Source organism: Rhizobium sp. R693, assembly GCF_002211315.1.
Classification (GTDB): Bacteria; Pseudomonadota; Alphaproteobacteria; order Rhizobiales; family Rhizobiaceae; genus Rhizobium.
Map to the genome: position 1 here is coordinate 20,109 of NZ_LOKY01000005.1, position 22,408 is coordinate 42,516.

The 22,408-nt window shown below is 59.8% G+C and carries 21 protein-coding genes and 1 pseudogene; 12 read left to right on the plus strand and 10 right to left on the minus strand.

The window, feature by feature from the left end:
* Positions 1-6 precede the first annotated feature (6 nt).
* Positions 7-1,398 (minus strand): multicopper oxidase family protein, encoded by a 1,392-nt coding sequence (locus tag ATY79_RS06415; protein ID WP_088691725.1) that lies wholly within the window; start codon positions 1,396-1,398, stop codon positions 7-9.
* A gap of 270 nt (positions 1,399-1,668) precedes the next feature.
* Between ATY79_RS06415 and aspS the strand changes: the two genes are divergently transcribed.
* Positions 1,669-3,459: an aspartate--tRNA ligase gene (aspS, locus tag ATY79_RS06420; RefSeq protein ID WP_088691726.1), complete on the plus strand. Its 1,791-nt coding sequence runs from the start codon at positions 1,669-1,671 to the stop codon at positions 3,457-3,459.
* A gap of 60 nt (positions 3,460-3,519) precedes the next feature.
* Here the strand turns inward: aspS and ATY79_RS06425 are convergent, their stop codons facing one another.
* Positions 3,520-4,686 (minus strand): serine hydrolase domain-containing protein, encoded by a 1,167-nt coding sequence (locus ATY79_RS06425; RefSeq protein ID WP_088691727.1) that lies wholly within the window; start codon positions 4,684-4,686, stop codon positions 3,520-3,522.
* Between the two features lie 66 nt (positions 4,687-4,752).
* Between ATY79_RS06425 and ATY79_RS06430 the strand changes: the two genes are divergently transcribed.
* Complete coding sequence (locus ATY79_RS06430; protein ID WP_088691728.1) at positions 4,753-5,397, plus strand: TetR/AcrR family transcriptional regulator; 645 nt, start codon at positions 4,753-4,755, stop codon at positions 5,395-5,397.
* Between the two features lie 72 nt (positions 5,398-5,469).
* Here ATY79_RS06430 and ATY79_RS06435 read toward each other — a convergent pair whose 3' ends face one another.
* Positions 5,470-6,657 (minus strand): hypothetical protein, encoded by a 1,188-nt coding sequence (locus ATY79_RS06435; RefSeq protein WP_088691729.1) that lies wholly within the window; start codon positions 6,655-6,657, stop codon positions 5,470-5,472.
* 238 nt (positions 6,658-6,895) lie between these two features.
* On the opposite strand from ATY79_RS06435, the gene parC reads away from it, so the two are divergent.
* Both parC and ATY79_RS06445 read left to right on the plus strand, forming a co-directional pair.
* A complete protein-coding gene (gene parC, locus ATY79_RS06440) occupies positions 6,896-9,151 on the plus strand; it encodes a DNA topoisomerase IV subunit A (RefSeq protein WP_088691730.1) in 2,256 nt (751 codons plus the stop codon).
* 156 nt (positions 9,152-9,307) lie between these two features.
* Entirely contained in the window at positions 9,308-9,817 is a 510-nt protein-coding gene (locus tag ATY79_RS06445) for an SRPBCC domain-containing protein (protein WP_245306776.1), read from the plus strand.
* Here the strand turns inward: ATY79_RS06445 and ATY79_RS06450 are convergent.
* The 4 genes and pseudogenes from ATY79_RS06450 to hemB form a co-directional block, all read right to left on the minus strand.
* Positions 9,756-10,645, minus strand: a pseudogene (locus ATY79_RS06450) (DMT family transporter). The gene ATY79_RS06445 and the pseudogene ATY79_RS06450 overlap by 62 nt on opposite strands.
* Positions 10,646-11,422: an arginyltransferase gene (locus tag ATY79_RS06455; protein WP_088691732.1), complete on the minus strand. Its 777-nt coding sequence runs from the start codon at positions 11,420-11,422 to the stop codon at positions 10,646-10,648.
* A 179-nt stretch (positions 11,423-11,601) separates the two neighbouring features.
* The gene (locus tag ATY79_RS06460; RefSeq protein WP_088691733.1) at positions 11,602-12,060 is read right to left on the minus strand and encodes an RDD family protein; all 459 of its coding nucleotides are present in this window, start codon (positions 12,058-12,060) and stop codon (positions 11,602-11,604) included.
* A gap of 74 nt (positions 12,061-12,134) precedes the next feature.
* Positions 12,135-13,148, minus strand: a complete 1,014-nt coding sequence (gene hemB, locus ATY79_RS06465) for a porphobilinogen synthase (RefSeq protein WP_088691734.1) — start codon at positions 13,146-13,148, stop codon at positions 12,135-12,137.
* Between the two features lie 134 nt (positions 13,149-13,282).
* Between hemB and ATY79_RS06470 the strand changes: the two genes are divergently transcribed.
* From ATY79_RS06470 to ATY79_RS06505, 8 genes are all read left to right on the plus strand, one after another.
* Complete coding sequence (locus ATY79_RS06470; protein ID WP_088691735.1) at positions 13,283-13,720, plus strand: DUF6163 family protein; 438 nt, start codon at positions 13,283-13,285, stop codon at positions 13,718-13,720.
* Between the two features lie 130 nt (positions 13,721-13,850).
* Entirely contained in the window at positions 13,851-14,366 is a 516-nt protein-coding gene (locus ATY79_RS06475; RefSeq protein ID WP_088691736.1) for a MarR family winged helix-turn-helix transcriptional regulator, read from the plus strand.
* A 187-nt stretch (positions 14,367-14,553) separates the two neighbouring features.
* Positions 14,554-15,399, plus strand: a complete 846-nt coding sequence (locus tag ATY79_RS06480; RefSeq protein ID WP_088691737.1) for a glycosyl transferase — start codon at positions 14,554-14,556, stop codon at positions 15,397-15,399.
* A gap of 386 nt (positions 15,400-15,785) precedes the next feature.
* Positions 15,786-17,090, plus strand: a complete 1,305-nt coding sequence (locus tag ATY79_RS06485; RefSeq protein ID WP_088691738.1) for a L,D-transpeptidase family protein — start codon at positions 15,786-15,788, stop codon at positions 17,088-17,090.
* A 151-nt stretch (positions 17,091-17,241) separates the two neighbouring features.
* Positions 17,242-18,540: a serine hydroxymethyltransferase gene (gene glyA / locus ATY79_RS06490; protein WP_088691739.1), complete on the plus strand. Its 1,299-nt coding sequence runs from the start codon at positions 17,242-17,244 to the stop codon at positions 18,538-18,540.
* A 9-nt stretch (positions 18,541-18,549) separates the two neighbouring features.
* Positions 18,550-19,026 carry a transcriptional regulator NrdR gene (gene nrdR / locus ATY79_RS06495; protein WP_007531462.1) on the plus strand — a complete coding sequence of 159 codons (477 nt, stop codon included), beginning with the start codon at positions 18,550-18,552 and terminating at the stop codon, positions 19,024-19,026.
* A gap of 3 nt (positions 19,027-19,029) precedes the next feature.
* Entirely contained in the window at positions 19,030-20,139 is a 1,110-nt protein-coding gene (gene ribD, locus ATY79_RS06500; RefSeq protein ID WP_088691740.1) for a bifunctional diaminohydroxyphosphoribosylaminopyrimidine deaminase/5-amino-6-(5-phosphoribosylamino)uracil reductase RibD, read from the plus strand.
* Entirely contained in the window at positions 20,139-20,759 is a 621-nt protein-coding gene (locus tag ATY79_RS06505) for a riboflavin synthase (RefSeq protein ID WP_088691741.1), read from the plus strand. The genes ribD and ATY79_RS06505 overlap by 1 nt, the downstream gene beginning before the upstream one ends.
* On the opposite strand, the gene ATY79_RS06510 is transcribed toward ATY79_RS06505, so the two are convergent.
* From ATY79_RS06510 to ATY79_RS06520, 3 genes are all read right to left on the minus strand, one after another.
* Positions 20,722-21,258 carry a GNAT family N-acetyltransferase gene (locus tag ATY79_RS06510; RefSeq protein WP_088691867.1) on the minus strand — a complete coding sequence of 179 codons (537 nt, stop codon included), beginning with the start codon at positions 21,256-21,258 and terminating at the stop codon, positions 20,722-20,724. The genes ATY79_RS06505 and ATY79_RS06510 overlap by 38 nt on opposite strands.
* Positions 21,259-21,283: 25 nt before the next feature.
* Positions 21,284-21,787, minus strand: a complete 504-nt coding sequence (locus tag ATY79_RS06515; RefSeq protein ID WP_088691742.1) for a cupin domain-containing protein — start codon at positions 21,785-21,787, stop codon at positions 21,284-21,286.
* A 99-nt stretch (positions 21,788-21,886) separates the two neighbouring features.
* Positions 21,887-22,237, minus strand: coding sequence for a hypothetical protein (locus ATY79_RS06520; protein WP_088691743.1), 351 nt, complete (start codon positions 22,235-22,237; stop codon positions 21,887-21,889).
* Positions 22,238-22,408 lie beyond the last annotated feature (171 nt).

The following is a 22,408-nucleotide window of genomic DNA, read 5'->3' on the forward strand; positions in this document are numbered from 1 at the left end:
TAGCCGTCAAACAACTCTGACATAACTGGTCATGCCAGTCTTTTGATGCTCGATGATGTGGCAATGCAGCACCCAGTCGCCGGGATTGTCGGCCACGAAGGCGAGTTGCACCTTTTCGTCGGGTTGGACGAGATAGGTGTCGCTGACGAGTGGCATGACCTCCCGCGTCGATGACGAGATTACAGTGAAGCTCATCCCGTGCAGATGGATAGGGTGCGTGTGCGGTGTCACGTTTTCGAGTTGCAGGATGTAGCTCTTGCCGAGCTTCAACTCGGCCAGCGGCGCGGTCGGGTCCGGCGTGTCGCCCGGCCACGGCACCTTGTTGATGGCCCAAAAGCTATAGCCGAGGGTGCCACAGATACTGTCGACAGACGCGCTTTCGGCCGTCGCGCTGAGAATGAGCGGGATCTTCTGTGCCGAAGAAAGATCGGCCTTGGCGACCGGGTTTTCGCCAAGCGCGGCGAGGTCGCCGACATTGCGCTTCAACGACGCTCCGACCGCTTTGAGCCTGGCGATTGTCTTCGGTGTCGTGCCCCTGATGTCTTCGAGCGTGGCAACAGCGCCTTCGCTGTCCGGCATCCGCACGGCAAGATCGAGGCGCTGACCGGGGCCGATCAGCAGCAGATCGAGCGGAAAGCGTTTCGCTACGGGATTGCCGTCGATCGCAATGACCGTCGCGTCGGCCCCTTCGATCTTCAGCGAGAAGATGCGGGTGACGTCGGTCACCACGATCCGCAGCCGGATGAGACCGCCAGCCGGCGCATCATATTGTGGCTCTTGATGCCAGTTGGCCGTCCTGACGGTTCCATAGGTGCCCGTCTTCGCCGCGTCGCGCGGCCGGAAAGGCGCAATGAACTGGCCGTCGGCGCCGAGGCGCCAGTCGCGCAGATTGAGCACCACCTCGGCGTCGAATGTCGGATCATCAGGATCCTCGACCACGAGTACGCCTGTCATACCATGACCCATCTGCGTCAGCGTGTTGCAATGCGGGTGATACCAGAAGGTGCCGGCGTCCGGTGGCGTGAAGGCATAATCGAAGCTGTCGCCGGTATAGACGTAAGGCTGCGTTATGAACGGCACGCCGTCCATCTTGTTGGCGATTCTCAAGCCGTGCCAGTGGATCGTCGTCGGCTCGTCGAGCGTGTTTGTCAGTCGAGCCGCGTAGGGTTTGCCCTTGGTCATCCGTAGCACTGGCGGCATGCCACCATCGCCCCAAGTCATGATGTCTTTGGTGACGCCGGCATCGGTAAGACTGGCCGTGGTCTTCACCGCTTTCAGCACCTGCGCCTCTGGCGCCGCTTCAGCTAGCCCGAACTTTCCAGCGATCCCGATCCCGACGCCATAAGCGCCTGCTACAGCCGAGGCTTTCAGGAGATTGCGGCGAGTAAAAAGAGGCATGGCGAGACTCCGCGCGAACGATATGGCTTCTCTTTAAAGTTGACCGCAGGCTTCAGCAATACGGTACGAGGTTGCCAAACTGCCGCATGGCTTTTTCCGATGACACGGTTGCATGCTTGCCATAAAGCCTTCTCAACGTGCGTACCCTATGCGCCAACCCTTGACAAATCAGACCGTCCATGCGCTTTTCCGCCCGATTTTCTTGTCGGTACGGGAGAGCCATCAGAGCCCCTTGCTGCCGTCTTAAGCCAAATACCGGGAATTGAGATTATGCATCGCTATCGCAGCCACACATGTGCAGCCCTCCGCAAGTCGGATGTAGGCGCCAATGTCCGGATTTCCGGCTGGGTCCACCGCGTTCGTGACCATGGTGGCGTTCTGTTCATCGACCTGCGCGACCACTACGGCATCACCCAGGTCGTTGCCGATCCGGATTCTCCCGCCTTCAAGCAAGCCGAACTGGTTCGTGGCGAGTGGGTCATCCGCATCGATGGCCTCGTCAAGGCGCGCACGGAAGACACCGTCAACAAGAACATGGCGACCGGCGAGATCGAACTCTACGCGCAGGAGATCGAAGTGCTCTCCGCCGCCAAGGAGCTGCCGTTGCCCGTCTTCGGCGAGCCTGATTATCCGGAAGACGTTCGCCTGAAGTACCGCTTCCTCGATCTGCGCCGCGAAACGCTGCATAAGAATATCGTCAAGCGCACGCAGGTCATCTCCTCGATGCGCCGCGAGATGACGAATGTGGGCTTCACCGAATACACGACGCCGATCCTGACGGCCTCCTCGCCCGAAGGTGCGCGCGACTTCCTCGTGCCGTCACGTATCCATCCCGGCACCTTCTACGCGCTGCCGCAGGCGCCGCAGCAGTACAAGCAATTGCTGATGGTCGCCGGCTTCGATCGCTACTTCCAGATCGCTCCGTGCTTCCGCGACGAAGACCCGCGCGCCGATCGCTTGCCGGGCGAGTTCTACCAGCTCGACCTCGAAATGAGCTTCGTCACCCAGGAAGACATCTGGAACACCACGGGCCCTATGATGACGTCGATCTTCGAGGAATTCGCCGAGGGCAAGCCGGTCACCAAGGAATGGCCGCGTATCCCCTACGACGAGGCGATCCGCAAGTACGGTTCCGACAAGCCCGACCTGCGCAACCCGATCGTCATGGAAGCCGTCACCGATCACTTCGCCGGCTCCGGCTTCAAGGTCTTCGCAGGCATGATCGCCTCGAACCCGAAGGTCGAGATTTGGGCGATCCCGGCCAAGACCGGCGGTTCGCGCGCATTCTGCGACCGCATGAACGCCTGGGCTCAGAGCCAGGGCCAGCCGGGCCTCGGCTACATCTTCTGGAAGGAAGAAGAAGGCAAGATCGGCGGCTCCGGCCCGCTCGCGAAGAACATCGGCGAGGAGCGCACCGAGGCGATCCGCACGCAGCTCGGCCTTGATGTGGGCGATGCCTGCTTCTTCGTCGCCGGCGAGCCGTCCAAGTTCTACAAGTTCGCGGGCGAAGCCCGTAACCGCGCCGCCGACGAACTCAACCTCATCGACCGCGATCGCTTCGAGCTGTGCTGGATCGTCGACTTCCCGTTCTTCGAATACAACGAAGAAGAAAAGAAGATCGACTTCGCCCACAACCCGTTCTCGATGCCGCAGGGCGGCCTCGACGCGCTGACGAACCAGGATCCGCTAACGATCAAGGCTTACCAGTACGACGCGGTCTGCAACGGCTTCGAAATTGCTTCCGGCTCGATCCGTAACCAGTCGCCGGAAACCATGGTTGCTGCCTTCGAAAAGGTCGGCCTCAGCCAGCAGGACGTGGAAGATCGCTTCGGCGGCCTCTACCGCGCCTTTCAGTACGGCGCGCCTCCGCACGGCGGCGCGGCCTTCGGTATTGACCGCATTATCATGCTGCTCGTAGGCGCCAAGAACCTGCGCGAGATCTCGCTGTTCCCGATGAACCAGCAGGCGCAGGATCTGCTCATGGGTGCACCGACCCCGGCAACGCCGACGCAGTTGCGCGAACTGGCGATCCGCCCGATCCCGCCGGTCAAGAAGGACTGAGGCGGAGTACACGATTGAAAAAAAAAGCCCGGCTCCTGCCGGGCTTTTTTGTTTCTGGCTTCAAACCGCCGCATAGATCGTGTCGCGCAGATCCAACGTGAACTGCCCCCACATCCCCTCCAGTGCAGTATTCGTCAGCGCCACGACACTCAGTTTTTTTGTAGGATCGACAAACCAGCTGTGGCCGTAGGCGCCGCCCCAGCGGATCGTCCCCTTCGACCACGGCACCTGTGCGGCGACCGGATCGGTCACCACCGCCCAGCCGAAGCCGAATCCGACGCCGGGATCGAGAGGCTGGCGCACGCCGTTCGCCTGATCCGCCATCATGGTCTTGACCGTCTCGGGCGAGAGAAGCGGTGCGCCGCCCTTGCGGATCGTCTCCAGAACCGCCAGCACCTCGCCTGACGTTCCAGCCATGCCGGCGCCGCCGGAATGATAGGAGTTCGGATCGAAGATGCGTTCCGGCGCGAAACGCACGAAGCCGGTCAGCGCCCGAACGGAGGCTTCCTTGCCCATCCGCTCCGGCTCCGGCGAGGCACTCATATAGGCGGCGGCCAGCCGATCCCGGTCGCGCACCGCAAAGGCGGTGTCAGCCAGGCCGAGCGGCTCGGTCACCAGTCTTGCCACCGCGTCGCCGAGCGAACTGCCAGTCTCCTTTTCGATGACGCCCCCGATGACATCGATGGCGAGCGAATATTGCCAACTCGAACCGGGCGCGAAGAGAAGAGGGGCGCTCGCAAGCCGCTTCAGGTTTTCGGCAATGGGCAAGCCGGGCTGATCGAGGCCGTCGGAAATGCCGGCCCGGGCGTAGGGGCCGTCTTCCTCGGTGAAGCCATAGCCAAGACCGGATGTATGGGTGAGCAGATGCCGGATGGCGATGACCGGTTCCGTGCCGTCTGCAAGACGCGGGCGGAAATCCGGCAGCCATTTCGTCACGGGATCGTCGAGGCCGATGCGGCCTTCCTCGACAAGCCGCATGGCGGCGATCGTGGCGATCGGCTTGGTGATCGAGGCGAGCCGGAAGATCGTGTCCTCGGCCATGGCCTGTCCCTTTTCGCGGTCGGCGAGGCCGGCGGTGCGGCTATAGACGAGATCGCCGTCTTGGGCGATCAGGACGACTGCACCGACGAGGCGCTTTGCGGCGATGGTGCGGTCGATCACCGCATCGAGCGCGTTCGCGAAGCCGGCTGTCTGCTGTGCATCCTGGGGTTCAAGGGGAAGACTCATCGGATCAAACCTCCTATAATCACAATGATCGTTCCTGAATAAACCGGTTCGGGAAATATTTCTAGAGTGACCATTGTGAAAAATAGTGACGACACGCAAGATAGTGGACAAAGAAAGCGCGGCCGCCCGCCGGCCTTCGATCGCGAGACGGTTCTTTCCGCCGCGCGCGACGTCTTCTGGGAGCATGGCTACGACGGCAGCTCTATCGCCGACCTGACCGCTTCGATGGGGATCACGCCGCAAAGCCTCTACGCGGCTTTCCGCTCAAAGGCGGAGCTTTATCGCGAGGCGTTGAACCAGTACCGCCGCATGCCGCGGCCCAATCCCGGCAACCCGTTCGAGGAGAAGATCGATACGGTGTCTGCGTTTACGCGCTTTCTCGAGACGTCGGCTGCCCTATTCACCGCCCAGGAACATCCCAAGGGTTGCATGATCTCCACTGCGGTCCTGAATTGTGCTTCCGAGAACGAGGACATTGCGCACCACGTCTCGTCGCTGCGATTGCAGACGCTTGGGCTGTTTACCGCTCGCATCGAGCGCGGCATGAGAGAAGGAGATATCAGGCAGGATGCGAACGCCGGATCGCTTGCTCGCTTCCTCGGTGCGATCGTCCAGGGCATGTCGGTACAGGCGCGTGACGGTGCCACCACCGCGGAACTGCTTGAGATGGTCGAGCACGCAATGAGCGAGCTGCGCCGCTACGCCGCGTGATCACTTGCTCCAAATACAAAGAAACCCGGCGGGCAACTGCGCGCCGGGTTTCATATACTCAAGCTTGGCACATCAATCGTTGGCCGAAACCTTCACGCCAAGCACCTGCGGCAGCGTGTTCGGTGCACCCATCGCCGCGCCCATGATCATCGGGAACGGAACCGGTTTTGCCGGCGCGGCGGCAAGCGTCAGGCTCTTTGGGTTGTCGAGGAAGGTGTTGACGGCTGCCGATATGGCGTTCTGCAACTCCGGAATGTTGAGCTGAGCCAACATGATCGGTGTCATCGCCTTCAGTGAATCCGCCATCTGCTGGCCGGAAATGTTCTGCTGGCTGCCGGCGTAATCGAGCGCGCGTTTGGTGATGGAAGCGTCGTCGAAGCGGATCTGGGCGCTTTCGAACGACAACTGCTGCATCAGTCCGAGCATCGACAGGCCAAGAGCCTGCTGGGCCTCTTCCTTGTTCTGGTTTGCTTCAGCCTGCTTGGCGGCCTCCTGCAGCGACTTTATGAAGGGCATCGTGTAGCCGGAGATTTTGAAGGCAAGATTGAGCTTACCGATATTATTGAAGTCGAACGCAAATTCGGACACGTCGATCGTGCCCGGCGTCAAGTCCCAGGCGCCCTTCATCGTGATGTCGCCCTGGATGTGCTGGAGTGCGAGCTTGTCGATCGCTTCCTTGCTCTGTGCGTCGGTTGCCTTGCTGAGGTCGGCCTTGAGGCCCTTGAAAGCGCCATCGAAATCGAAGCCGGACTCATCTTCGCGAAGCGTCAGGTTCATGTCGCTTCCAGCGAGCGAGAACAGTTCGGCACCGTTCTGGACGACCCTCACCGGGCCGCTGTGGGCGCTTTCGTAGAGCAGCATGGAGTCGAGGCCCTCACCTTTTGGATCAGCCGGGATCGAGATGCCGCTGAGCGTCAGGTCGGTGGCCGTAAAAGTGGCGCCCTCGTTGGTGGCGCTGATGTTGGGGAAGGATGCCTCCTCGACATAGTAGCCGCCGTCGTCGTCTTCCTCGACGCCCGTCATGGTGATGTCGCCAATCGACACTGCTTCACCGCCGTTGGCCTTAAAGCTCGCTTTCTTCAGCGTTACCGTCGTGCCGTTGACATCGACGCCATCGGCGACGATCGTGCCGCCCTGCTGGCTATAGGCGGCATTGATCTTCTTAAGCAGATCCTGGCCGTCGAGCGCGAAGGCCGAGCCGGCGAGAGAAAGAAAGGTAGCGCCCGAAAGCATCAGCCCTGTCGTCCGGTAAAAAGTCATTTGGGGTCCCCTGGTGGCGGTACTGAGCGGCGAATGAGAATTCGGCGCCGGTCTACTGTGGTTCGATCGCGGTTTATATTTGCGGATTTCTAAATTTGTGTTGAAGGGAAAACGAAAGAACGACCAAATTCAGGCAAAGTGTCTCAGGTCATTCTTTTCGTGTGTTCACAAGACTTCGTCCACAGCCGGAACGCCCGGAATCCTTGCCCAAAAGGGTCATCTCGGCTAGTCAGGACATATGGGACAAGAGATTTTGCCGCCCTCTGGCGGAGACGACGATAGTATCCTTCCGGTCGATCTGAAGGCGGCGCTCGAAGAGCGCTATCTTGCCTACGCGCTATCGACCATCATGCATCGCGCGCTTCCGGATGTGCGCGACGGCCTGAAGCCGGTCCACCGCCGCATTATTCACGCCATGAGCGAAATGGGCATTCGGCCGAATTCGGCCTTCAAGAAATGCGCCCGTATCGTCGGCGATGTCATCGGTAAGTTCCATCCGCATGGCGACCAGTCGGTCTATGACGCGCTCGTGCGTCTCGCCCAGGATTTCTCGCAGCGCTATCCCGTCGTCGACGGGCAGGGCAATTTCGGCAATATCGATGGCGACAGTGCCGCCGCCTACCGATACACAGAAGCGCGCATGACCGAGGTCGCGGGTCTCCTGCTCGATGGCATCGAACAGGATGCGGTCGATTTCCGGCCGACCTACAACGAGGAAGACGAAGAGCCGGTCGTCCTGCCGGGCGCTTTCCCGAACCTGCTTGCAAACGGTTCGTCCGGTATTGCAGTCGGCATGGCGACGTCCATTCCATCGCACAATGTCCACGAACTCTGCGACGCGGCGCTTCACCTCATCAAGCATCCCGATGCCTCCGTCGAAAAGTTGGTTGAATTCATTCCCGGCCCGGATTTCCCGACCGGCGGCATCATCATCGACAGCCGCGAGAGCATCATCGAGGCCTACAAGACCGGCCGCGGCGGCTTCCGGACTCGCGCCAAGTGGGAGACAGAGGATCTCGGCCGCGGCGGCTATCAGATCGTCGTTACCGAAATCCCGTTCCAGGTCCAGAAGTCCCGCCTGATCGAAAAGATCGCCGAGCTCCTGCTGGCACGCAAGCTGCCCTTGCTGGAGGATATTCGCGACGAGTCCGCCGAAGACGTCCGCGTCGTGCTGGTGCCGAAGAACCGGACGGTCGATCCGACGATCCTCATGGAATCCATGTTCAAGCTGACGGAGCTGGAAAGCCGCTTCCCGCTGAACATGAACGTTCTCTCCATGGGCCGCATCCCGCGCGTCATGGCGTTGAACGAGGTTCTGAAGGAGTGGCTCGACCACCGCCGCGAAGTTCTGCAGCGCCGTTCGCGCTTCCGTCTCGCCGCAATCGACCGCCGCTTGGAAATCCTCGGCGGCTTGCTGATCGCCTACCTCAATATCGATGAGGTCATTCGTATCATTCGCGAAGAGGATGAGCCGAAGCCGGTGATGATCGCGCGCTGGTCGCTGACCGACAACCAGGTCGAAGCGATCCTCAACATGCGCCTGCGGTCGTTGCGCAAACTCGAGGAGTTCGAGATCCGCACCGAGTTCGACGAACTCACCAAGGAGAAGGGCGAGATCGAGGCCCTGCTGGCATCCGAAGAAAAGCAGTGGCAGACCGTCGCCTGGGAAATCGGCGAGGTGAAGAAGAAGTTCGCGAAAGCGACCGAGCTCGGCCGCCGCCGCACCCAGTTCGCCGATGCACCCGAGGCCGACGAACAGGCCATCCAACAGGCGATGATCGAAAAGGAACCCATCACCGTCGTCGTCTCAGAAAAGGGCTGGATCCGTGCGCTGAAGGGCCACATCTCCGACACCGCATCCCTGACCTTCAAGGAAGGCGATGCACTGAAGGTGGCCTTCCCGGCGCAGACGACCGACAAGATCCTTATCATAACGACAGGCGGCAAGGCCTTCACCCTCGGGGGCGACAAGCTGCCCGGCGGCCGAGGTCACGGCGAACCGTTGCGCATCATGATTGACATGGAGAATGATCAGGACGTCTTGACCGCCTTCGTGCACGATCCGGCCCGCAAGCAGATGATCGTATCGACAGCTGGAAACGGCTTCGTCGTTGCCGAGGCCGACATGGTGGCCAATACCCGCAAGGGCAAGCAGATCATGAACGTCTCCATGCCTGACGAGACCAAACTGATCGTTCCCGTCAGCGGCGACCATGTGGCTGTCGTCGGCGAGAACCGCAAGCTGCTTGTCTTCCCGTTGATGCAGGTGTCGGAAATGGCGCGCGGCAAAGGTGTCCGCCTGCAGCGCTACAAGGATGGCGGCATTTCCGACGTACGCTGCTTCGCGATTGCCGACGGCCTCGTTTGGGAGGACAGTGCAGGCCGCACCTTTACCAAAAACAAGGATGAGCTTGCCGAATGGCTTGCCGATCGCGCCACGGCCGGTCGCACCGTTCCGAAGGGCTTCCCACGCAGCGGCAAGTTTGCCGGCTAAGCGAAAATAAATCCGGGCCTCGCTCTTGGCGGGCGAGGCAACTCCTCTATCTCTGTCCGGTAATCATAACATGGACAGGCATCATTCCGCGGGCGGACGGAATGACCGTGTATGGCGCTTTTTAAGAGCATCATGTCCGATCACGGAGGAATGTTGATGAGTGCTTGCAATACCATCACCCTGAACGTTGCGCATATATTCAATGCCTCGCCCTGCGCCGTTTATGACGCATGGCTGAACCCTCAGATTGCAAAACGCTTCCTTTTCACAAGCGACGAAGGCCGCGTTGTCCGCGCTGATATCGATCCGAAGGTTGGCGGGCATTTTCTCGTCATCGACCGGCGTCCAACAGGTGATGCAGTGCATTACGGCGTGTTTCTAGAGTTGCGTCGGCCGCGGCGGATGGTCTTCTGCTTCTCCGCCGCTGAGCATGATCACAATGCGGATCGAATCCAGATTGACATCGAATCGCTGGCCGAAGGCACGCGGCTGACGCTCTCGCATGAAATGTGCGCCGAATGGGGCCAGTTCGAAGAACAGACGCGACAGGGCTGGGTTCACGTGATGCAAGGCCTTGAACGCGAGCTTGAGGCGATGCAGGTCGTCAGTGTGCCAGAGATTGTTGCGCAGGCTTCGTCCGAACCATCCAAAGCGAGTGCCCCATAATCGCGCAGACCAGGATCGCGCCGCCGATGAGCGTCATCGTCGGTGGGGCTTCCGCGAAAATCAGCCATATCCAGATCGGAGCCAGGATGGTTTCGAGCAGATAGAACATGCCGACTTCCGGCGCTGACAGGTAGCGTGGCCCAGTTGCCAGGCACCAGAAGGCGATTGGCATCAGGATTGCCCCATTGAGGATGATCCAGGCTGGATGCTCGATAGTCAGTCCGGCGGGAAATGCCTTGGCAAAGCCAAGGATGGCGGGCAGGGTCGCGGCAAACAGCGGCACGAAGCCCATGTCGCGGCGTGATGCCCGCCCAACCGTGATAGCCGATGCGAGGATAAGGGCGCTGAGAAGCGCCATGGCATCGCCGAAGACATGGCCCCCGGCCAATCCATCATGCACGATCAAACCAACGCCGAATACCATCACGGCCATGGTCACGAACGTCGATAGCGAAGGCCGCTCACTGAGGAATATCCACGAGAGAAGCGCGCCGAACATCGGATTGAACGCGACGATGAAAACCACGTTGGCCGTTGCCGTGTTGAAGACGGCAAGCAGGAAGGTCAGCGTCGAGCAGCCGTAGAGCAGTCCTGTCGCAAGGCCATGCCTGCCGGGCACCGGCACCGGCCATTGTCCCCCTTGATGCTTCTGATGAGGCAAATCACCAGCAGTGCGACGGTGACCGTGGTAATGCTGCGCATACCAAGGATCGACCACATGTCTCCGTGCGCAAGGCGAACCAACGGAATGTCCATGGAAAGAGCCAGACCGCCGATCGCCGTCAGCAGCAGGCCTTTCCGATGATCGGAAAGAGAGGGAAGGGGCATTTAGTAGCGCGTGCTTTCGGGCAGTGCGGAGGGATCGAAACGTTCCCAGCCGCGCGAAGTCAGGTGCTCCTGCGGCTGGAAGCGAGTCTTGTAGTCCATTTTCCGCGACCCTTGAACCCAGTAGCCAAGGTAAACGTGCGGAAGGCCCAACGCCTTTGTCCGCCTGATATGGTCGAGGATCATGAATGTCCCAAGGGAGCGCCGATCCATGTCAGGATTGAAGTAAGAATAGACCATGGATAGGCCGTCGCTCATGGTATCGGTGAGAGCGGCTGCCACAAGTTCGCCCGTCGGACGCTCTTCCAGGCCCGCTCCTTCCTCCCGAAGCCGGTACTCGATGATCTTGGTGTTCACATGCGTATCCTCGACCATGATGGCATAGTCGAGCACCGTCATGTCGGACATTCCGCCCTGCTGGTGGCGAAAGTCGAGATACCGTCGGAATAGCGAATATTGCTCGCTGGAAGGTTGAGCGGGGAATTCCGTGGAGATGAGATCGTCGTTCGCCGCCAGCACGCGTTTCATGGATTTCGTGGGCAGGAATTCTTGCGCGAGGATACGCACCGAAATGCAGGCGCGGCAGGCTTCGCATGCCGGCCGATAGGCAATGTTCTGCGATCGGCGAAAGCCGCCTTGCGTCAGAATATCGTTCATCTCCGCTGCGCGCGGCCCGACGAGATGAGTGAAGACTTTCCGTTCCATCTCATGGGCCAGATAAGGGCACGCAGCCGGAGCAGTCAGGTAGAACTGCGGTGATGGCGTCGTCTGCGTATTCATCTGTTGCGGAGATTTCCTTTGGTTCGCTGCCTATATGACAGGATGACTTAAGAATGAAAAACGTCAACAGCGGGGCTGTTTTCGAACCCGATGTCGTGCGTCATACTTTGGGATATGGTGCCGGGAGACTCCCGGCAAAGATCAGAAGCAGCGTTTATTTTGGCTCGCCACGGCTCAAATCAGGCCGTGCGGACTGTGACGGTGCCGACGAGAAAATCGTGGATAAGCCGGCTGCGCTCGGTGAACAGGCCGACCAGCAGAATCAGCGGCGTCAGAACGGAGTTCAGGATCCAGAAAAGCGCGAGGTGAACGATGGCCGTCAAAAAATCCATTCGCTGCCCGTCGACTCGCATGATTGCAATCCCCATTGCCCGCATGCCGAGCGAGGCTTGATTGAAGCCGCCAACGGTGAAGCCAAAATAGAGGCCGGCGACGATCACGAACAATGCCGGATAAAGGAAGAATCCGAGCCCAAGCGTGACGATCGACAGGAAGAAGAGAATGACCGCTGCCGGAATGCAGAGCAGCAGAATGATCACGTAGTCGAGAATGAACGCGAAGACACGACGGCTCAGCGTGCCGCTATAGGCGCGCCAGTCGTCCGGTGCGGCATAAAGCGGGTTGGGAGTGAGCGTCATTGTTACGGTCTCCTTTCGAGAAGCGATGCCGCTGATATGGTATCGCTTCCCGCAAATGCAATATTCGCGCAGGGTCAGCGCTTGGCGAGAATTCTGGCCACTTCGACGGCAAAATAGGTGAGGACGCCATCGCAGCCAGCCCGCTTGAAGGAGAGCAGGGTTTCCAGCATGGCCCGTTCGCCGTCGATCCAGCCGTTCATCGCGGCAGCCTTGATCTGCGTGTATTCGCCTGACACCTGGTAGGCGAAGGTCGGTAGGCCGAAGGCCTCCTTCATGCGCCAGCATATATCGAGGTAGGGGAGCCCCGGCTTGACCATCAGCATGTCCGCGCCTTCCTCGACATCGAGCGCGGCGTCGCGGATCGCCTCGGTGCCGTTTGCTGGGTCGATGTAGTAGGTCTTCTTGTCACCCTTGAGCAGTCCACCCGTTGAGATCGCCTCGCGATAGGGGCCGTAGAAAGCCGAAGCGAACTTCGTCGCGTAGCTCATGATACCGACGTTCTGGTGCCCGGCGGCATCAAGCGCGCGACGGATGGCGCCAATTCGGCCATCCATCATTTCCGAAGGTGAAATGATATCCGAACCGGCGTCTGCCTGCATGACGGCTGCGCGGGCAACCTGATCAACGGTCTCGTCGTTGACGATCTCGCCTTGTCGCAGGATTCCATCGTGCCCGTGGCTCGTGAACGGATCCAGCGCGACATCGGTGATAACGCCGATATTCGGCACTGCCTTCTTGATTGCGATCGTCGCCTGATTGATCAGGTTGTTGGCCTCGAGACTGTTCGAGCCGGTTTCGTCGCGCAGTTCCATTTCGATGTTCGGAAAGGTCGCGATCGCAGGGATGCCAAGATCAGCCGCTTCTTTGGTGGCTTCGACGAGCTTATCCACACTCATGCGGTTGACGCCGGGCATTGCCGGTATCGGTTCGACGATGCCGGATCCGGGCACGACGAAAACCGGCCAGATGAGATCGTCGACCGTCAGGCGGTTTTCCTGGACGAGGCGCCGTGTCCAGTCGGCCTTCCGATTGCGGCGCATGCGCCGATGGCCAGTTATTTCGTCGACGAGATGGGTCTTATCCTGCATGGTCGTTCCAGCTTTCTGCCATTCCAATTATCGAAGCGCTCATTATCATGGCACGGACCAAATCCAAACCGGACGATTGGCCGCAATTGATGAGGCGCTGGCGAAGTCGCAACCGCAACCCTATTGTTCGAGACATGGACGCTGATTCCCCGACGATACCAAAACGGACGCTAACCAGCGTTCTCTTCATTCTGTTCCTGCGGCTTGTCGCCATTTCCTGCTTCTGGTTCGGATTGCAGTATTGGGCGATGCTCGTCGGCTATTCGCTGGTGGGGGCAGGGCGCTTCGATTTGCTCAGCCTTCCCTGGAAGGTCGCAAGCACCAGCCTTGCCGTTCTCTTCCCTGTCGCGTCTCTAGGCCTTTGGCTCGCCGTCTCCTGGGGGCCGGTTATCTGGGTGCTCGCGGCAGGCGGACAGATTATCATGCACGGCTTCGTGCCAGAGGTCTTTGGGGCCAATCGACTGATCGTTTTGCTGCATGTTGCGGTGGCCCTGGTCTATATGGGATTCCGCGCAGCCCTCTGGTACGAGAAGCGCAAGCGGCGCCAGCAGGTAAGCGTTGATTTACCCTGATACAACGCGGGGTTTCCGGTAAGGCACTGTTAAGCCTGCGGTTTAAGTAGAATTTTATTTGTATTCGATAGGGTCTGTCTCAAGGCGGGAAGAAAACCAACACCGCCAAACAAACAGTGAGGCAGTCATCATGAACACGAAAATCAAGCCGCAGACGGTATCGAACTTCCGTGACCAGCAGGAACAGGGCATCCGTGATCTTTACATGGAATCCCTTCATCTTGTTGAACGTCTTCACCGCCGTCTCCTCGACGTCATCAAGGATGAGTTCGACCGTCAGGGTCGCAGCGACGTCAACGCCGTCCAGGCGCTTCTTCTCTTCAACATCGGCAACTCCGAGCTGACCGCCGGCGAACTTCGCTCCCGCGGCTACTATCTCGGCTCCAACGTTTCCTACAACGTCAAGAAGCTAGTCGATCTCGGCTTCATCAACCATCAGCGCTCGCGCATCGACCGTCGCTCGGTCCGCATCAGCCTGACGGAAACCGGCCAGGACATCGCCGAAACCGTCGCCAAGCTCTATGAGCGCCACATTGGCTCGATCGACAAGGTTGGCGGCATCGGCACCGACGAATTCACGCAGATGAACAAGCTGCTGACCCGTCTGGACCGCTTCTGGAACGACAGCATCATGTATCGCCTGTAATCTCTTAAGCCAACTTCCCTGCTGGCTTATCGGACCTCCAAGGCATGAAAGGGCGCAACGGTATCCGTAGCGCCCTTTTCGCCGTTTGCTGCACTATGCGGGGGCTACATATTCGGCTGCCAACTTGATAATGACATTCGCACGGACCTTGGGGTTCTCGCGTGAAGTGAATCAGGAGTTGCAGGTTATGACGTCAGCTGTGTTGGCTGCGAGCGGTGGGGTGAAGCAGGTCATCTGCATCAGCTGGGGAACGAAGTACGGGGCTCCCTTCATCAACCGGCTGTACGCGATGGTGAAACGCAACATCACGCCGCCCTTCACCTTCACGTGCTTCACCGACAGCCGCGCCAACCTGAATCCGGAAATTCTCTGCGAGGACCTGCCGCCGCTGGATGTCGAAAACATGCCAGTCCGGACGAAGGGCATCTGGCCCAAAGCACGGCTTTGGGGGCCGAAGCTTGGCAATTTGAGTGGTCCGGTTCTGTTTCTCGACCTCGATCTGGTTATTGTCGGTTCACTCGATGCCTTCTTCGAGGTCGGCGGGCCTGATGATGTTGTCCTCTCGCGCAACCAGACGACGCCCTTCGAGCGCCTCGGGCAGACCTCGCTCTTTCGGTTCCCTGTCGGCAAGCTCGTTCCGTTGCAGGAGAAGTTTCGCGCCGACCCGCAAGGCGTTGCCGACAAGTACGAGTTCGAACAGCGGTTCGTGACGCGAAATGCGCCCGGTGGCGCGAATTTCTTTCCACGCCGATGGGTGCTGCATTTCAAGCAAGACTGCTGTTGGCCTTTCCCTCTGCATTATTTCCTGACGCCGCGCCTCCCTGCTGACGCGCGGGTGATCCTTTTTCCTCGCGATTTCCATCCTCAGTTCGCGGTTGAAGGGCGGTTCGGGCTGAAAGGCCGTGCCGCGCCGCCGCTCGATCACATCCGTCATATGTTCGATCCGGAGTGGAGACGAAACAAATCGCTGTTTCGTTATCTGCGCCATTACATCCGCCCGACGCCGTGGGTGGCAGACCACTGGCGCGAGTAATCCGCACCCCCCCGGCGATTTCGTGACATCTTTGCAACGCATGGCAGGCAAGCATAATCGCCTGTATTCAAGCCGTTTTTTAGCCGCTATTAACCGCCACATTCTGTGGATTGGTATGGTTTTTGCGTATCATCCCGCCACCGACGGTTGAGCGCGGTGCAGGACGACACGAATTGGCCATATTAGCATGTCAGCGGAAATGCACGGCAAATGGCGCTTCTCAATTGAGGTCCGGTAACCTCGCCCTCCCTGCTCGCAATCATGTGATCGCCGGCAGGGACATTGTGTGATGCGCCTTAGGGACGGGTTGGTAGAGATTTGCGTTTTCGCAGGGATAGCGAAGGTCGCCGGTCTCGCAAGCAGCGGCAATTTAGTGGTTGGGATGAATGTCGAAGAAAATCGGAACTGAAGCTTTTTCTCGCCGGGCGTTTCTGACGTCTGCGGCAATGGTTGGTGCGGGCGCCTTGGCTGCCCCCGCATTCGCGCAGTCGGCGATCGATTCGCTCATCAATGCCCCGCAGCGCGGCGATTGGGATGACCAGTTCGATGCAAAGGCGGCATCCCGTACAGCGACGGCCGTCGTTTCCAACACGCCGATTCTCGGACCACAGTCAGTGCCGAGCATCCAGCAGGCAATCGCCCAGTATCAGCAGATCGCGTCCGCTGGCGGTTGGCCGGAAGTGAGCCCAAGCCAGCAGCGTCTGCAGATCGGCGTAACTGATCCCGCCGTCCAGAGCCTTCGTCAGCGCCTGATCATCACCGGCGACCTTCCGCGCGAAGCAGGCATTTCCAGTGCTTTCGACTCCTACGTCGACGGCGCGGTCAAGCGCTTCCAGGCACGGCATGGTCTCCCGGCTGACGGTGTTATCGGCGAGTTCACCCTGAAGGCGATGAACATTCCGGCTGATGTTCGTCTGCAGCAGCTGAACACCAACCTCATCCGCATTCAGACCTTCCCGGAAGAACTGGGGCGCCGCCATGTGATGGTGAACATTCCGGCCGCTTATGTTGAGGCGGTAGAGGATGGCAGCGTTGCCACGCGCCATGCAGCCGTTGTCGGTCGCCTCAGCCGTCCGACGCATCTCGTCAACTCGAAGATTTACGAGGTCATCCTCAATCCGTATTGGACCGCACCGCGCTCGATCGTCGAAAAGGACATCGTGCCGCTGATGCGCAAGGATCCGACCTACCTGGAGAAGAATGCCATTCGCCTGATCGACGGCAAGGGCAACGAGGTGGCTCCTGAGACGGTCGATTGGAATGCCGAGAAGGCACCGAACCTGATGTTCCGTCAGGACCCAGGCAAGATCAATGCTATGGCCTCCACGAAGATCAATTTCTACAACAAGAACGGCGAGTACATGCACGACACGCCGCAGCAGGGCCTTTTCAACAAGCTGATGCGCTTTGAATCTTCCGGCTGTGTTCGCGTTCAGAACGTTCGCGACCTGACGACGTGGCTGCTGCGCGAGACCCCGCCGTGGTCGCGTCAGCAAATGGAGCAGGTCATCACGACCCGCGTCAACACGCCGATCAAGCTTGCTGAAGAAGTGCCGGTTTACTTCGTTTACATTTCCGCGTGGGGTATGCCCGATGGCGTCGTACAGTTCCGCGACGATATCTACCAGCTCGACGGCAATGCAGAACTCGCGCTCGACACGACGGCGGGCACGGAGCAGCCGGTTCAGTGAGGCTTCAGCCTCTTGTTCACTTTCAAGACCGCGTCTTTCGAGGCGCGGTTTTTTGTTGCGCGTAGATTGCCTAGCAAATGTCGTTCTCCGTATTGCCCTTGGCAGGGCGGGGCGCTAATACCTTCGCGCATTCCAGTTGAGGAGCCCGCCCATGACAAATGCTTCCACCCAGACCTTCTTCAATCGTTCGCTTGCCGATACCGATCCGGAAATCTTCAGCGCGATTGGCAAGGAACTCGGCCGTCAGCGGCATGAGATCGAACTCATCGCTTCGGAAAACATCGTTTCCCGTGCGGTGCTGGAAGCCCAAGGCTCCATCATGACGAACAAGTATGCCGAAGGCTACCCGGGCAAGCGCTACTACGGCGGCTGCCAGTTCGTCGATATCGCTGAAGAACTCGCGATCGAACGCGCCAAGAAGCTCTTCGGCGTCAACTTCGCCAACGTTCAGCCGAACTCCGGTTCGCAGATGAACCAGGCAGTCTTCCTGGCGCTGCTGCAGCCAGGCGATACCTTCATGGGCCTCGACCTCAACTCGGGCGGTCACCTGACGCACGGCTCGCCGGTCAACATGTCTGGCAAGTGGTTCAACGTCGTGTCTTACGGCGTGCGCGAAGGCGACAACCTCCTCGACATGGATGACGTCGCTGAGAAGGCACGTACCCACAAGCCGAAGCTGATCATTGCCGGTGGCACGGCCTATTCCCGCATCTGGGATTGGAAGCGCTTCCGAGAGATCGCCGATGAAGTCGGCGCATACCTGATGGTTGACATGGCTCACATCGCTGGTCTCGTCGCCGGTGGCCAGCATCCGTCGCCGTTCCCGTATTGCCACGTCGCAACCACCACGACCCACAAGTCGCTGCGTGGCCCGCGCGGTGGCGTGATCCTGACGAACGACGAGGATCTGGCAAAGAAGTTCAACTCGGCCGTCTTCCCGGGTCTGCAGGGTGGTCCGCTGATGCACATCATCGCCGCCAAGGCCGTCGCCTTCGGTGAAGCGCTGCAGCCGGAGTTCAAGGACTACGCCGCGCAGATCGTCAAGAACGCCAAGGCACTTGCCGAAACACTGATCGCCGGCGGCCTCGATGTCGTCTCCGGCGGCACCGACAACCACCTGATGCTCGTCGATCTTCGCAAAAAGAACGCGACCGGCAAGCGCGCGGAAGCGGCGCTCGGCCGCGCCTACATCACCTGCAACAAGAACGGCATCCCGTTCGACCCCGAGAAGCCTTTCGTCACCTCGGGCGTCCGCCTCGGCGCGCCGGCCGGCACGACGCGCGGCTTCAAGGAAGCGGAATTCAAGGAAATCGGCAACCTCATCGTTGAGGTTCTCGACGGCCTGAAGGTCGCCAATTCCGACGAGGGGAATGCAGCCGTGGAAGCCGCCGTCCGCGGCAAGGTGGTCGAGCTGACCAACCGCTTCCCAATGTACGACTACATCGGCTAAGAGTAGCGCATGCGCTGCCCATTCTGCGGATCGGAAGACACACAGGTCAAGGATTCACGCCCGGCGGAGGACAACACGTCCATCCGCCGCAGGCGTATTTGTCCTGATTGCGGCGGTCGCTTCACCACCTTCGAGCGCGTGCAGCTGCGCGAGCTGATGGTGTCGAAGAAGACTGGCCGCAAGGTGCCGTTCGATCGCGACAAGCTGGTGCGCTCCTTCGAGATCGCATTGCGCAAGCGTCCCGTCGACCGCGACCGCATCGAGCGTGCGGTCTCCGGCATCGTCCGGCGCCTGGAAAGCTCCGGCGAAGTCGAGATTAGCTCCGAGCAGATCGGGCTTCAGGTGTTGGAAGCTTTAAAGAGCCTAGATGATGTGGGCTTTGTTCGCTACGCCTCGGTCTATCGGGATTTCTCGCACGCCGAGGATTTCGAGAAGGTCATTTCCGAGATCAACGCCAAGATCGCCCGCGATCCTCTGGACAACTAACTCATGAGCGCTTCGGAAGACGACGCGCGTTTTATGCAAGAGGCGATCCGCCTGGGTCTCCTGCATCTCGGCCAGACATCCACCAATCCTTCGGTCGGCTGCGTCATCGTGCGTGACGGGCAGATCGTCGGTCGTGGTGTGACGGCAGTCGGCGGGCGCCCGCATGCCGAGCCGCAAGCTCTGGCGGAGGCCGGCGAACTGGCACGAGGCGCCACGGCCTATGTGACGCTCGAACCCTGCTCGCACCACGGCAAGACGCCGCCCTGCGCGGAGGCATTGATTGCCTATGGCGTCGGTCGCGTCGTCATAAGCGTCATGGACCCGGACCCGCGTGTCTCGGGCAGGGGCATTGCCATGCTGCGCGATGCCGGAATCGAGGTCGAGGCCGGTGTTCTCGAAGACGAAGGCAAGCGTTCGCTCGCGGCCTACCTCACCCGGCAGACGAAGAACCGGCCGTATGTGACTCTCAAGCTTGCGGTTTCCGCCGACGGCATGATCGGGAAAAAGGGCGAGGGGCAGATTGCGATTACTGGGCCTGCCGCACGCGCCGACGTGCAGAAACTGCGGGCGGAAACTGATGCGATTCTGGTTGGGATTGGTACTGCGATTGCCGACGATCCCTTGCTGACGGTTCGCACCCCTGGACTAGAGACCCGCTCGCCGATCCGTATCGTGCTCGATGAAGAACTCTCCTTGCCGTTGGGCAGCAAGCTGGTTGCGACTGCCAAGCAGGTGCCGCTAATCGTCGTTGCGACCGAGCCGCCCCGCTTTGATGAAAGCGAGGACAAAGCCTTTCTCGCGCGCCGTGACGCTCTGGATCAGGCGGGCGTCGAGGTGGTCCAATGCAATCCCAACCGCCCGGACGAGCTGCTGCCTGCGCTCGCTTCGCGCGGCATTTCCTCGCTTGTCGTCGAAGGCGGTGCGCGGACGGCGAGACTCTTCCTTGATGCCGGGTACGTCGATCGCATCCTGCTTTATCAAGGCCCGGCGGTGATCGGTCAGGACGGTATTGAATCGCCGGTGACGAAGACCGATATGCCATCGGGTTTCCTGCATAGGGGCACCTTCACGCTTGGCGACGACCGCCTGGACGAATACGAAAGAGAGCTTTGATGTTTACCGGAATTGTCACCGACGTCGGCACGATCGAATCCGTTTCCTCGCTCAAGGAAGGCATCAAGCTGCGTGTCGCCACTGCCTACGATCCGGCGACCATCGACATGGGCGCTTCGATCTCACACTCCGGCATCTGCCTGACCGTGACTGGTCTGCCGAGCGACGGCAGCAATGGTCGCTGGTTCGAGGTCGAAGCCTGGGAAGAGGCCCTGCGTCTGACGACGATCGGGACGTGGAAGGAAGGCAGCCGCATCAATCTCGAGCGCTCGCTGAAGATCGGTGACGAACTTGGCGGTCACATCGTTTCCGGTCATGTCGACGGCAAGGCCGAGGTTCTCTCCGTCACCGAAGAGGGCGACGCGACACGCTTCCGCCTGCGTGCGCCCGAGCATCTGGCCAAGTTCGTCGCTCCCAAGGGCTCGATCGCCCTGGACGGCACGTCGCTTACCGTCAATGCGGTCAACGGCACGGACTTCGACGTCCTGCTGATCCGTCACACGCTTGAAGTTACGACCTGGGGTGATCGCAAGGCAGGCGACTTCGTCAATTTCGAAGTCGATACAATGGCCCGCTATGCCGCTAGGCTGGCAGAGTTCCCGACCGCGAAAGCAGAATAACGTCTCCGTTATAGTTGCATCGCTGCACCTCGCGGAAGCCGAGCTTGCGCGCAAGCCGCAGCGAGGGGCCATTCTCTGGGTCGATGATGCAGGTCATTGGCTTGGAGGGGAACCGTTCTTCCGCCCAGGCGATCAGCGCCGTGAGTGCTTCGCTGGCGTAGCCGTGCCCCTGCGCGAAGGGCATCAGTCCCCAACCGGTTTCCAAAGTGCCTTCCGTGGAGACGGGATGCATGTCCCGCTTCATGTCGAGGAAGCCGGCTTCCCCGATAATGCGCCCTGACTGCTTTTCTTCGATCGCCAGGAAGCCGAAGCCCATGTGATGCCACATGCCTGCGACGCGCAGCATGCGTGCCCAGGCTTGCTCGCGGGTTGAGGGCACACCCCCGATGAAGCGCACCACCTCTTCGTCGCTCCACATCGTCACGTAGTCTGAAAAATCGTCGACAGTGTGCGGGCGCAGCAGTAGCCGCGCTGTCTCGATGGTCGGAATGTTGGTCATTTCGAAGTGTTCTCTCGGATGGAAGTCATGCGCCGGGCTCGCCATCCCAGTAGTCTAACTTGTCACGCTCGCAGCCGATAAAGCGAAAGCGGTTCGCTTGTTCCCCGTCGCGATTGGTCTTGGCGAGAAACTTGCCGGAATCGGGGTATTCGACGATTTCGGTTTTCGCCTTGGTGGAGATGCCGAGATAGATCAGCGGAGTCGAACCCGTGTTCATGATCTGATGGGCGGTCTCTTGTCCTCCTGCTGGAGCGCCAAGGGCGTCGCCCTTCCGGATGGGGTAGCGGTCCGGGCCGAAGCGATATTCACCCGTGCCTTCAATAACGAAAAACAGCTCGTCCTCCACGTGATGGTTGTGGAATGGGCAACTGGATTTGCCGGGTGGAACTTCGTTGTAGCTTATGCCGAGACCGGCGAGGCCGAGGAGCGAGCCGAACGAGGCGTCCGCGCCTTCGTACAGGTCTCCTTGCTTCCAATGCTCAAGCTTCAAATCGGCGATGTTAATGACGGGCTTCGATACGCCGGACATTTTTCTCTCTCCTGTTTCGGGAGAGGAGGCACCATCCCGCGAGAAAATACAACCACAAAGCATCATGCTGGCGACATCCTTTCGCTGTCGCCCTTGCTTTCATCGATAGTAGACGGTGATGCCGCCATCCGCGGCCTGGTCAGCGTTGACGATGTTTCCCAGCAGTACGCCTCTGGCGTTGCGTTGATGCACGAGAGGCTTGTTCACCGCAATGGCAGCGCGGATCATTTGGATATCGCTCACGCTGCGTGCGGTATGGGACTTCGGTTCTCTTATATTTCCCGAACCGCCGTGATCGTACACCTGCCGAACGTCGAGATTTCCGCCGCTGAAGCTTCGGAGCGTTCGTTCGATTCCCCAGGGGGCGTTCGTGTCTAAGCTCTCCGCACGACTGGCATCTGCGAAGGCAAGGGTAGCGACTGCGGAGGCGATGGCGGCAACGCGATTCATGGGAATATCCTTTCATCTGCTCTAGCGATCGGCCGTTGGTGGTGGATCGCCAGCGTTACACAGCTCAAATAGGTGTCCGGATCATCCGCCTTCAACCAACAAGTATCTGGAATTTAGTCACAAATTGTTCATGACAATCGCCCTTCATTTGCCATCTTCGAGGCGCGGGGC